This is a genomic window from Sphingobacterium sp. MAE (genome assembly GCF_056711605.1).
This window is the reverse complement of record NZ_CM160044.1, coordinates 966,630-979,292: the sequence shown is the minus strand read 5'-3', so window position 1 is coordinate 979,292 and position 12,663 is coordinate 966,630. Positions and strand designations below refer to the sequence as shown.

The following is a 12,663-nucleotide window of genomic DNA, read 5'->3' as shown; positions in this document are numbered from 1 at the left end:
TTTTAACAAAAAAGTTTTTTTTACATCACAAATGTAAATAAGAGTAATGTATATTATAAAAAACGCAAAGAGCTTGAAAGGAAATTATATTTTCCTAAATCCGAATTAAAACAGAATTTTATACGGCATAACACTATATTAACAAAATTTTAACAGTAAAAGAGAATTTTACTAAACAAAAAAAGGTTGTAAAAAAATTTACAACCTTATCCTAATTTTTATCAATAATATTAATCAATATATTCAAATCCTGTATAGGGAACCAATACCTTAGGTATTTTTATACCCTTATCTGTTTGATTATTCTCCAACAAAGAAGCTACTATACGTGGTAAAGCTAATGCAGATCCATTTAATGTATGCGCCAATTGCATTTTACCCTCTTGGTTTTTAAATCTTACTTTCAGACGGTTAGATTGATAAGTTTCGAAATTTGAAACTGATGACACTTCTAACCAACGTTTTTGAGCCGCACTAAATACTTCTAGATCGTAAGTCAACGCAGCAGTAAAACTCATATCACCACCACATAATCGCAGCACACGATAAGGTAATTCCAATTTTTGTAATAAACTTTGCACGTAAGTACTCATTTCTTCCAATGCAGTATACGATTGATCAGGGTGCACAATCTGCACCGTCTCGACCTTATCAAATTGGTGTAAACGATTCAATCCGCGCACATGCGCACCATAGGAACCTGCTTCACGACGGAAACATGGTGTATATGCACAGTGTCTAATCGGAAATTGCTCTTCTTTCACAATCACATCCCGATAGATATTCGTAACAGGTACTTCCGCAGTAGGAATTAAGTAAAGATCATCATGAGTTACATGATACATCTGGCCCTCTTTATCAGGTAACTGACCTGTAGCAAATGCAGACGCCTCATTAACCATAATTGGCACCTGTACTTCTTCATAACCTACTTTTGCAGCTTCATCTAAAAAGAAGTTGATCAAAGCTCGCTGCAATCGAGCTCCTTTACCTTTATATACAGGAAAACCTGCTCCTGTTACCTTAACACCAAGCTCTAAATCTACAATCCCATATTTTGTTAATAAATCCCAATGAGAAACAGCATCATCAGCTAGTGTAGGAATAGTTCCATGCTCTAAAACAACTTCATTATCGTCAGCTGAAACACCTACAGGAACTGATGTATGAGGTAGATTGGGAAGTTGAACTATTTTTGCATTTAGATCTTGTTCCACAATAGCTAATTCATCAGTCAGGTGTTTAACCTGTTCCTTATATCCTGAGGACTGGGATTTTACGGCTTCAGCTTCTTCCTTTTTACCTTGACGCATCAATTCTCCGATTTTCTTTGCGGATGAATTTGCTTCTGCTGAAACGGCATCTGACTCGGATTGAATTTTGCGACGTTGTTCATCTAAATGGATGATTTCATCAACTAATCCAATTTCCTTGAAATTTTTGACACCTAATCTTTCGATTACTTTATCCCTGTTTTCACGGATATAATTCAATTGCAACATAATTATGTGTATTTTTAAAGAAACAAACTTAGATAAATTTGTTTTATTTACAATTTTAATTGTGTCATTTATACAACAATTTTATTCGTTTGAGTCTTTTTTATGGAGCTCTATTCAAGCTATCCACTTTGCAATCTCTCCCCTTTAGTCAGCTAGTAGTATATAATAGAAATAAAACAAAAGCAGACCATTTGTGAGTATCCTGTAAATATTCAAGTCATTTTTAGTCACATATGTTAAAATATTTAAGATAACTTGTAAATTGCCTTTGTAAACTTTTAAAAGCATAATAACTCCATGCACTATACACCAGATCACAATCGATATCAAGAAATGGAATACCGTCGTTCGGGTCATTCTGGAATTAAATTACCTGCGATCTCATTGGGATTATGGCAAAATTTTGGTCATATCAATGATTTTGAAAACAGCCGCAAACTTATCCAGACCGCATTTGATTCTGGCATCACACACTTTGACCTTGCAAATAATTATGGTCCGCCTCCAGGTTCTGCAGAAGAAAATTTCGGGAAAATACTAAAAACTGACTTTAAAGGATACCGCGATGAAATGATCATCTCTTCCAAAGCTGGCTACACCATGTGGGATGGTCCATACGGAGATTGGGGATCTAAAAAATATATGGTATCCAGTTTAGATCAAAGTTTAAAAAGGATGAATTTAGATTACGTGGATATTTTCTATCATCATAGACCTGACCCAGAAACTCCTTTAGAAGAAACAATGGCCACATTACACCTGTTGGTTCAACAAGGAAAGGCATTGTATGTTGGTATATCAAACTATAAAACACCTGAAGCCAAGCGTGCTATAGATCTGTTGAAACAGATGGGCACTCCCTGCCTGATTCACCAGCCTAAATATTCCATGTTCGAGCGTTGGGTAGAAGAAAGCCTCTTGGATTTACTCGCACAAGAAACGGTTGGTTGTATCCCTTTTTCACCGCTAGCGCAAGGATTACTAACAGATAAATACCTGCATGGCATCCCTCAAGATTCTCGAGCAGCTTCGGGCAGTATATCATTGCATGAAAGTGATATTACAGCTGATAAAATTGAAAAAATAAAAGCTTTAAATGATCTCGCCATACAAAGAAATCAAAAGTTAGCACAGATGGCTGTATCTTGGTTATTAAACAAACCACAGGTTACATCTGTGCTTATCGGAGCGAGTAAAATTTCCCAGATTGAAGATGCAGTTGCTGCAGTAAAAAATCAGCATTTTTCAGCAGAAGAATTATTACTTATCGATCAGATCTTAGCGAAATAGTATTAATAGCATCATTTTTTATATTCGACCATTCATGCTGATAGATACCTGTTTTTTCAATTACATGACAGGTATGTATCAGAGAGAGTGGTCATATAAAGCTTTGATTGCAATTATCAAAAAAAACTTACCTTTGTAAATGCTTTATTTAGTCCCAACGCCAATCGGCAATTTAGAAGATATGACTTTTCGCGCGATACGTGTGTTAAAAGAAGCAGATCTTATTCTCGCTGAAGATACACGCACAAGCGCACCACTTTTAAAACATTTTGGAATCGAAAAAAAAGTATTTGCTCATCATCAACACAATGAACATAAAGCGATTTCAGAAATCATTAAGTTTTTAAAAGAAGGACAAAATATTGCCTTGATTTCTGACGCCGGTACTCCAGCTATATCAGACCCCGGGTTTTTATTGGTTCGAGAAGCAATTAAAGAAGGGCTTGAAGTACAATGTTTACCTGGAGCAACAGCCTTTGTTCCAGCTTTGGTCAATTCAGGATTACCAAATGATCGCTTTTGCTTTGAGGGGTTTCTTCCGGTAAAAAAGGGACGTCAAACACGTATGAAATTCTTAGCAGAAGAAAAAAGGACAATGATTTTTTATGAATCACCGCATCGCATACTTAAAACAATTGACGAATTCATTCAAGTTTTTGGTCCCGAAAGACAAGCTTCCATATCAAGAGAGTTAAGTAAATTATACGAAGAAAATGTCAGAGGAACACTTGCGGATTTAAAATTACATTTTGAAAACAATCCAATTAAGGGAGAATTTGTATTTTGTGTGGGAGGTTTAGAATAGTTTCGCCTTCGTTTATTTTTAAAATATATTTAATATGAACTTTGAACTTTTTGCCATTGACGGCCAAGATATCAAAATCGTTGAAAAGTTAGTCATCAAATTACAAGATATGATGACCGACGGAGAGCGAATTGATTATATCGCAATACAGAAAAAACCTGCAGTAACGATTCTTCCTGATAGTATCACGATCAGTAATAAACGTATTTTCATGTGCGAATTCACCAAACTGGGTTTAGCTACTGATTTTGAAATATTCAGTTGGAAAGACATCAAAGACATTGCTTTTAAAGAAGAGATCTTTGGTTCCAAAGTCACCGTAATCCCTACAACAGGTGAAAACTTGAGTATTGATTATATTCCAAAAGTGCAAGCAAGAAAATTATATCAATTAATTAAGGGCGCATTAGAATCGTCAAAAATAAAGGAACTTGAACTGGAAAAAGAAAAATTTATAGTAACAGTTCCAAAACAAGCAGCACCATCATTTGAAATACATACACCTGTTGAAGAAGAGGTCGTTAGTAGCAATGATCTAGCTTCACCTAAAATAGAAGAAGTCAAAGAAATTATGATCACACCCATCGTTGAGGAATCAGCTCCTAAAGTAGCGGAAGAAGATGATGAAATGACGCTTAAACTAAGAAAATTGAAAAGCTTATTTGACAAACAATTGATTACACAGGCAGAATACGAAAATAAGAAAAACGAAATTTTATCTCAAATTTAATCGTGAGAAATCAATACTTACTGGCACTTTTAAGTGCCTTTTTATTATGGTTAGGATGGCCACCCGTTCCCTATAGTAGTCCCATTTTACTAATAGCTTTCCTACCACTTTTAATTGCAGTTGAAAATATCATTCGGAATAAACATTTTACGAAGAAAGGAAGAAAAATATTTTTAACGGCAGGATTAACAGCTGTTGTTTGGAATACAGCATCCATCTATTGGGTGTATAATTCAATATCTGCCGTGATGCCTTGGTATATTGCTATCTTTATTTCATTGATCCCTTTCCTCTTGGGATCACTATTGATGGCTCTGACCTTTCGCTTATATTATCAGATGAGAAAAAAAACAGCTATTGGTATTTCTCTGTTTGGACTAATGGCTTTTTGGATATCTTATGAATATTTACACCAAACATGGGACTTAGCATTTCCATGGATGACCTTGGGCAATGGATTTGCCAATTTTCATCAACTTATTCAATGGTATGAAGTCACGGGTGTTTATGGTGGAACCATTTGGATCTGGTTAAGCAATATCTTGGTTTTCTTACTTTATTTAAACAAAAAGCAAATCAATACACTGAGTAAACCGCGATACATTAAAATCACGTTGGCACTAACTTTACTCTTACCATCAACTTATTCTATCATTCGTTATTTAACATTTGAGGAACACTTAAATCCTTCTCAAATTGTAACCGTTCAACCCAATATTGACCCATTTGGAAAATTTGGATCTATCAGCTCTGAAGACCAATTAAATACATTGATGCGGCTTTCAAAATCAGTTGCAAAACCGAATACGGAGTTTTTTATCTGGCCAGAGACAGCTTTATCCCAAAGAGGTGATTTCGATGAAGAAGATTTTAGAAATACCAGCACATTTGATTCACTTATCAATTTTTTAAATGATTATAAGAATGGTAACGTATTAACAGGAATTGAGAGCTATCAATTGTATAATGATCAGAGAACAAGTACCGCAAGAGAAATAGCGCCAAACCTATACAAAGACAATTTTAATGCAGCAACCTTAGTTGATGTTTCATCAAAACTACAGTTTTATCATAAATCAAAATTGGTTCCTGGAGTAGAGCAGATGCCATTTGGCAGTGCTATCAATTTCTTAAAGCCACTATTTAGTGCTTTTGGAGGAACCACAGGAGGATATGGAAAGCAGGACAAACCTTCAGTATTCTATTCTCAAAGTGGTATAGGCGCAGCTCCAGTTATTTGTTACGAGTCAATATGGGGTAATTATGTAGCAGAATATATTCAACAAGGGGCACAGTTTATTGCCATTATTACCAATGATGGCTGGTGGGGAAATACTTCAGGTAAAGATCAGCATTTAGAATATGCTAAATTAAGAGCAATCGAAAATCGCAGATGGGTAGCTCGTGCTGCCAATACGGGTATTTCAGGGTTTATAAACCAAAAAGGCGATATTATTCAGCAAACACAATGGTGGCAGCCCGCAGCCCTAACCCAAGAAATTAATCTGAGTGAAGAACTAACCATCTATACAAAAAATGGTGATATTCTAGCCTATATCGGTATTTTTACCGCTTTACTTGCTTCTTTAACATTTTTCAAAAAATCAAAAACAAGCAATTTTATTAAATAATCCAATTCGCACAGATAAGTAAACTTACTTTTACTTAATTTTGTCCATTATGCAAGTATATTTTGATAATGCTGCAACTACAGCGCTAGATCCAGAAGTCATTCGTGTCATGATAGACACCATGGAAAATAATTTTGGGAATCCTTCTTCCATTCATTCGCATGGCAGACAAGTAAAAACAATTGTTGAAAAGGCGCGTAAGTCAATTGCGCAAATCTTACATACTTCTCCATCTGAGATTTTCTTTACTTCTGGTGGTACCGAAGCCGACAATATGGCAATTGTACGTTCCATAGTAGATTTTGGAATCACACATGCAATCACAACTCCTATTGAACATCATGCTGTATTGCATACGCTAGAAGAAATGCAAAAAACAGGAAAAGTTCATCTTGATTTATTGCATGTAGATGCTCATGGTAATATCGATCTCCATCAATTAGAGGATTTACTATCCAACAATCCGAGAACATTCGTATCCATTATGCATGGCAATAATGAATTGGGCAATTTGAATGATATTGAAAAAATAGCTGAAATTTGCCAAAAATATAATGCGATATTCCATTCCGATACGGTTCAGACCATGGGACATTATCCACATGATTTGAGTAAATTAAAAATTGATTTCATTACTGGAGCAGGACACAAATTTCATGGCCCCAAAGGAGTGGGTTTTCTGTACATCAATGCCAATACAAAAATCAAACCCATGATCTACGGAGGTGCACAGGAACGCAATATGCGTGGTGGAACTGAAAATGTATATGGTATCGCTGGACTAGCAAAAGCACTTGAACTAAGTTATGAGCACATGGAAGAACATGCAACTTATATACAAGGCTTAAAATCCTATATGATTGAACAATTAAAAACTGCGATTCCTGATATAAGATTTAACGGCATAATAGAACCCAATAAGTCCCTTTACACCGTACTAAACGTATCATTTCCATGTACTGAAATGGCAGATATGTTACTTTTCAATTTGGATATTGCAGGCATTTCTTGCTCAGGAGGAAGTGCATGTAGTTCTGGTACAGATATTGGCTCACATGTCCTTGGAGCTATAAGAGCAGATGGTAATCGACCATCCGTTCGCTTTTCATTCTGTCGTCACAATACAAAAGAAGAAATTGATTTCGTAGTAAATCATTTAAAAGATATCTGCAAATAAAAAAAGACCTTAATAGGTCTTTTTTTATTAATGTGATTTTATTTATAATTACTCTTGCATTTTCTCTAACTTATAATTTTCTGCCAACTCTCCAACAATATCATTACCTGATAAATCCAATTGCCAAAGTTTTGTTTTTTCTCCCAACTTGAATTTATAATCTACACCTTCTAAGGTAATAATATCATTTTCAAACTTCCATTTACCATCCTTAACAAATACCTCATCACTTTTATTCAGATACTTAGAAGTGTACCTATAGGAAAAATTTTGATTCAATTTTAATACAGTTTCTATTCCATCACAATCAGCACAAGGCATAATACCAGTGTACGAACCACTCAAATCATGTAAAGTAATATTTGGGTGGTCTTTCTTATCTTTCACTGCTTCCGCTCCCTTACGTTGGTTATCGCATGCAGTAAAAACCAATAAGATACAACATAATATAATAAATAGCCTTTTCATCTTCTATAAAACTCACTCTCGAAATCTCCAAAAACATATAGGCAAAATGAATACCAAAAATGAAATTTACAATGTTAAAATAATGTTAATATTCATCTTCATCATCTCCATCAAGTAAACTCAAAGCTCCTCGCAGTTCATTTAAAGCATGCATATTACGTTTCTGTTGGGTAATGATCATACCATTTTTATAGATGGTGCGTGCGTCATCGGGTCTATTCATTTTCTCATATAGTTTACCTAAGTGATAGTATGTCCCCACATAGTCGGCATGATTGGTTATTAAATCCATATAACCTTCAAGTGCCTCCTTTTGCTTACCTAATTTTAAATATTCGGTTGCCATTGCATATTTCAAAAACGGATCTTGTGGAGAGTCCTTCAAAAATTCCTTCAATTGTTCTAAACGTTCAGACATCATCTATTTTTAATTATATCGGTAAAGCTACAAATAATAGAACAAGCTAAAAAACGAGTCCAGAAAACAATTTACTATGCTAGCATATAAAAATGACAAATAATTGACGAATCTTTCGCAAATCAAATTCTCAAAAAACTCCTAATAAAATTACAGTTAACATAAAAAATACATCAATATTTTACAAAACATATAACACTTGAACTATATTGGGCTTTTTATTTAAGAAAAATGAAATTCAACAATTCCTATGCTGGAGTATGTTACTATCCCAAATTATCTTTACATTTAACTTAAATTATAGTAGGTTTGTATAAAACGGTTATAAATTATGAAAATATTAGTGTGTATAAGTAATGTCCCAGACACTACTTCAAAAATTACATTCACGAATGACAACACCGCTTTTAATACTGCTGGTGTACAATATATTGTGAATCCATATGATGAGATTGCCTTATCAAAAGCAATAGATTTAGCCGAAGGTGGCAAAGGCACTGTAACTGTGATCACCGTAGGAGATGCAAGCACAGATGCAACTATCCGTAAAGCTTTAGCAACCGGCGCTGATAATGCAGTTCGAGTTAATGCTTTACCTAGAGATGCTTGGTTTGTAGCAAATCAGATTGCTAACTATGCCAAAGAAAATAACTTTGATCTCATACTAACGGGTAGAGAATCTATTGATTATAACGGAACACAAGTAGGCGCTTTTATAGGTTCTATATTGAATATCCCATCTGTTTCGATCAGTAAAAAATTAGATATTGATGGTAACGCTGCTAGTGTAGAACGTGAGATCGAAGGTGGAAAAGAAGTATTAACACTAAATTTACCTGCCGTCATCGGTACAGCAGAAGGTGTTGCTGAAACTAAAATACCAAATATGAGAGGTATTATGACTGCACGAACAAAACCATTAGATGTCATTGAACCAATCGAAGTTGCTCAATTGTCACGTATAGTTAAGTACGAGAATCCAGAACCACGTGGCGCAGTGACTTTAGTTGATGCTAGCGATGTGGAAAAATTAGTTGCTCTTTTGCACGAGAAAGCAAAAGTTATTTAACCATCATTAAAACGGAAAAACATGTCAACATTAGTATATGTAGAAAATACAGACGGTCAATTTAAAAAATCAGCTTTTGAAGCACTTTCTTATGCCAAAGCTGTCGCTGACCAATCTGGCAGTCCAGTCATTGCACTATCAATTGGAAATGTAGATGATGATCAGCTACATCTTCTAGGGAAATATGGTGCCAACAAAATTTTAAATGTCAATACAGAACAATTAAAATCGTTTGTCAATCAAGCCTATGCTGCAATTATCGTTGATGCAGCCAAATCCAATGATGCATCCATCATTATTTTATCCAATTCTTTTTCAGGTAAAGGCCTAGCTCCAAGAGTTGCTGCAAAGTTGAACGCAGCCTTAGCAGATGGTGCTATTGAATTACCTCAACCAGTTGGAAACTACTTACAAGTAAAAACTGGTGCATTTTCAGGAAAAGCTTTTGCTCTTGTTGAACTTACATCACCAATTAAAGTCATTGCACTGAATCCTAATTCGTTTGAACTGAAAGAATCCGAAACTTCTGCAACAATTGAAAATTATTCACCAAGTATAGATGCAGGAGATTTTAGCACAATTGTCAAAGATATCATTAGAGCGACAGATAAAATCTCACTACCTGAAGCTGACATTGTAGTATCAGCAGGTCGTGGTCTCAAAGGACCTGAAAACTGGGCTATGATCGAAGAATTAGCTGATGTGCTGGGAGCTGCTACTGCCTGTTCAAAACCAGTTTCTGATGCGGGATGGAGACCTCATTCCGAACACGTAGGACAAACAGGAATTGCAGTAAGCCCTAATTTATATATTGCCATCGGAATTTCTGGTGCTATCCAGCATTTAGCAGGTGTAAGCTCATCCAAAACGATTGTCGTTATCAACAAAGATCCAGAAGCTCCATTTTTCAAGGTGGCAGATTATGGCATCGTTGGAGATGCATTTGATGTTATTCCTAAATTAATTGCAGCGTTAAAAGCTTATAAAGGATTGTGAAATTACTGATTCAGAAACTCCATTCTCAATAAAAATGTGAATGGAGTTTTTTTGTTATTCATTATGCACATCTTTTTTAGTTAAAAACGTCCTATGACTGAGAGAGAACGACAAATTTACCTTTATATCACCAGTATCATATTGCTATTCTAAGCAAATTTATCTAAGTTTGTAAACCGTAAAGGTATCATAATGAAGAAAATCAAGTTAGACATCGTTGGTTTATCCTACAGTCAGACACAATCTGGAGCATATGCACTAGTTCTAGGTGAATCTGGAGGTAATCGCCGTCTTCCTATTATCATTGGAAGTCATGAAGCACAAGCTATTGCGATAAGAATAGAAAAGATGGTTCCCAGTCGTCCACTAACCCATGATTTATTTCAGAATTTTGCAAAAGCTTTCCAAATTAATTTAGAAGAAGTACTGATATATAATTTAATAGAAGGCATCTTTTATTCTAAGATTATTTGTTCAGACGGTCAAAAAACAGTAGAAATAGATGCTCGTACTTCTGACGCCGTCGCATTAGCAGTACGCTTCGGAGCACCTATTTATGCCTACGACTTCATTTTATCTTCTGCTGGCATCGTTATCGAAGGTAACGAATTTGCCTTTCTTGAAAACTTAGAAAATGCCGTATCATCAGAGGTTATCCCTGATGATGTAAAAGAAGAAACGACCAAGCCGCAAATCCAAAATCCTTTCTCAAGTCTTACAGATGAACAATTAAAAACCGTTCTCGAACAATCTCTCCATGATGAAAACTATGAGCAAGCGGCATTAATTCGTGATGAAATCTCACGCAGAAAATAATAATCGAATCCTCGACAAAAAACAAACTCAACTATACATTACTTATGTCTATTAAATTAAGGTTGACCATTATGAACTTCCTCCAGTTTTTTGTGTGGGGAGCATGGTTAATTACAATAGCAAATTACTGGTTTGGTACCAAGCAATGGGACGGAACTCAATTTGGAGCCATCTTTGCAACGATGGGTTTTGCATCTTTGTTTATGCCAACTTTAATGGGGATTATCGCAGATCGGTGGGTCAATGCTGAAAAATTATACTTAGTGCTCCATCTATTGTATGCCGCGGTCATGTTTTACCTACCACAAATAAATGACCCGACAACCTTTTTTTATGCTATGCTTTTAGCCATGTGTTTTTATATGCCTACCCTAGCATTATCAAATTCTATAGCATATACCGTACTTACCCAAGGAAAATATGATTTAGTAAAAGCCTTCCCTCCGATTCGTGTTTTTGGAACTATCGGATTTATTGCAGCGATGTGGCTTGTAAATTTGACAGGAAGCAAAGCATCAGAAATGCAATTTTATATCGCAGGAATTTTTGCATTGGCATTAGGTCTATTTTCATTTTCAATACCAAAATGTCCTCCAAAAAATGTGAAAGATGAAAATTCTTCCTTGGCAAGAACACTTGGCTTAGAAGCTTTTAAATTATTTGGAAACTATAAAATGGCTTTGTTCTTTATATTTTCTATGTTTTTAGGAGCTGCCCTCCAATTGACAAACGCATATGGCGATGTATTTTTAGATGAATTTAAATTTTTCCCTAAATACACCGATTCATTTGTGATCAAATATTCGACAATCATTATGTCGATTTCCCAAATATCAGAAACCCTATTTATCTTAGCCATTCCATTTTTCTTAAAACGATTTGGCATAAAAAAAGTAATGTTGATATCGATGTTCGCATGGGTTTTACGTTTTGGATTATTTGCCTATGGAGATCCATCTTCTGGATTATGGATGATCGTCTTATCTTGTATTGTATACGGTATGGCATTTGACTTTTTCAATATCTCAGGCTCATTATTTGTTGAGACATCTACCAGCCCACAAATAAGAAGCTCCGCACAGGGTCTTTTTATGATGATGACAAATGGATTTGGTGCAGTATTCGGTAGCTTAGTGTCGGGATGGATTATTGACAAATATTATTCCATATCCTTTAATAGCATGGGACAGTTAGCGTCCTTTTTAGATACCGATGTCAACAATAACACGTTGGTTTCGTTTGTTAAAGAAAGGGGATTGTCTATCAGTGAAAATGGATTATTCAATACACAGCTTATCCTCAAAGACTGGCATCATATCTGGCTCGCATTCTCTATTTATACATTGATATTAGCCATTTTATTTGCTATTTTATTCAAACATAAGCACGACAAAAACCTACCATTAGGTGCTAAATAAGAAGAAAAGCATTAAATGCAGATTCGGCGGGGATCGATCAATTCTTTTCAGTGAAAAATATACAATTTGGCTATAAAAGCATATATCACAAAAAGATAACATATCTATAAATAGATTGTATCCAATTACAATTAACAAAAGAAAATGGGCTATCCAAAATTTGGACAGCCCATATCTTTTTAAAAAACAAACTAAATTTTAGACGTGTTTCGCAACAGATCCCACATTAACCTTTTACTATATGAATCAAAAATTACTCTGGTACAAATATAAAGCTGCTATATTAAGCTATTCTTAAGTAATGTTTAACCTTTCAATATTATTCATAAAAAAAGCACCCTAT

Annotated in this window: 12 protein-coding genes; 9 read left to right on the top strand and 3 right to left on the bottom strand. The window is 35.0% G+C overall.

What is annotated here, in order from left to right:
- Positions 1-230 precede the first annotated feature (230 nt).
- A complete protein-coding gene (serS, locus tag AC06G9_RS04205) occupies positions 231-1,502 on the bottom strand; it encodes a serine--tRNA ligase (protein ID WP_045752814.1) in 1,272 nt (423 codons plus the stop codon).
- 297 nt (positions 1,503-1,799) lie between these two features.
- Here serS and mgrA point away from each other — a divergent pair, with 297 nt between their 5' ends.
- From mgrA to AC06G9_RS04180, 5 genes are all read left to right on the top strand, one after another.
- Positions 1,800-2,792: an L-glyceraldehyde 3-phosphate reductase gene (mgrA, locus tag AC06G9_RS04200; RefSeq protein WP_480957561.1), complete on the top strand. Its 993-nt coding sequence runs from the start codon at positions 1,800-1,802 to the stop codon at positions 2,790-2,792.
- A gap of 139 nt (positions 2,793-2,931) precedes the next feature.
- The gene (gene rsmI / locus AC06G9_RS04195; RefSeq protein ID WP_248754674.1) at positions 2,932-3,597 is read left to right on the top strand and encodes a 16S rRNA (cytidine(1402)-2'-O)-methyltransferase; all 666 of its coding nucleotides are present in this window, start codon (positions 2,932-2,934) and stop codon (positions 3,595-3,597) included.
- A gap of 34 nt (positions 3,598-3,631) precedes the next feature.
- Positions 3,632-4,327, top strand: coding sequence for a PH domain-containing protein (locus AC06G9_RS04190; RefSeq protein ID WP_480957560.1), 696 nt, complete (start codon positions 3,632-3,634; stop codon positions 4,325-4,327).
- 2 nt (positions 4,328-4,329) lie between these two features.
- Positions 4,330-5,958 carry an apolipoprotein N-acyltransferase gene (lnt, locus tag AC06G9_RS04185; protein ID WP_480957559.1) on the top strand — a complete coding sequence of 543 codons (1,629 nt, stop codon included), beginning with the start codon at positions 4,330-4,332 and terminating at the stop codon, positions 5,956-5,958.
- Between the two features lie 49 nt (positions 5,959-6,007).
- The gene (locus AC06G9_RS04180) at positions 6,008-7,135 is read left to right on the top strand and encodes a cysteine desulfurase family protein (RefSeq protein WP_094773026.1); all 1,128 of its coding nucleotides are present in this window, start codon (positions 6,008-6,010) and stop codon (positions 7,133-7,135) included.
- Positions 7,136-7,183: 48 nt separating this feature from the next.
- On the opposite strand, the gene AC06G9_RS04175 is transcribed toward AC06G9_RS04180, so the two are convergent.
- Together AC06G9_RS04175 and AC06G9_RS04170 are read right to left on the bottom strand one after the other, a co-directional pair.
- A complete protein-coding gene (locus tag AC06G9_RS04175; RefSeq protein ID WP_094773027.1) occupies positions 7,184-7,603 on the bottom strand; it encodes a copper resistance protein NlpE in 420 nt (139 codons plus the stop codon).
- An 85-nt stretch (positions 7,604-7,688) separates the two neighbouring features.
- Positions 7,689-8,024: a tetratricopeptide repeat protein gene (locus AC06G9_RS04170; protein ID WP_248754678.1), complete on the bottom strand. Its 336-nt coding sequence runs from the start codon at positions 8,022-8,024 to the stop codon at positions 7,689-7,691.
- Between the two features lie 328 nt (positions 8,025-8,352).
- Between AC06G9_RS04170 and AC06G9_RS04165 the strand changes: the two genes are divergently transcribed.
- The 4 genes from AC06G9_RS04165 (at position 8,353) to AC06G9_RS04150 (ending at position 12,320) form a co-directional block, all read left to right on the top strand.
- Positions 8,353-9,090, top strand: coding sequence for an electron transfer flavoprotein subunit beta/FixA family protein (locus AC06G9_RS04165; RefSeq protein ID WP_480957558.1), 738 nt, complete (start codon positions 8,353-8,355; stop codon positions 9,088-9,090).
- Positions 9,091-9,111: 21 nt separating this feature from the next.
- Positions 9,112-10,086: an electron transfer flavoprotein subunit alpha/FixB family protein gene (locus AC06G9_RS04160; protein ID WP_480957557.1), complete on the top strand. Its 975-nt coding sequence runs from the start codon at positions 9,112-9,114 to the stop codon at positions 10,084-10,086.
- 192 nt (positions 10,087-10,278) lie between these two features.
- The gene (locus tag AC06G9_RS04155; RefSeq protein WP_045752804.1) at positions 10,279-10,902 is read left to right on the top strand and encodes a bifunctional nuclease family protein; all 624 of its coding nucleotides are present in this window, start codon (positions 10,279-10,281) and stop codon (positions 10,900-10,902) included.
- A gap of 44 nt (positions 10,903-10,946) precedes the next feature.
- Positions 10,947-12,320 carry a nucleoside permease gene (locus AC06G9_RS04150; RefSeq protein WP_045752803.1) on the top strand — a complete coding sequence of 458 codons (1,374 nt, stop codon included), beginning with the start codon at positions 10,947-10,949 and terminating at the stop codon, positions 12,318-12,320.
- Positions 12,321-12,663 lie beyond the last annotated feature (343 nt).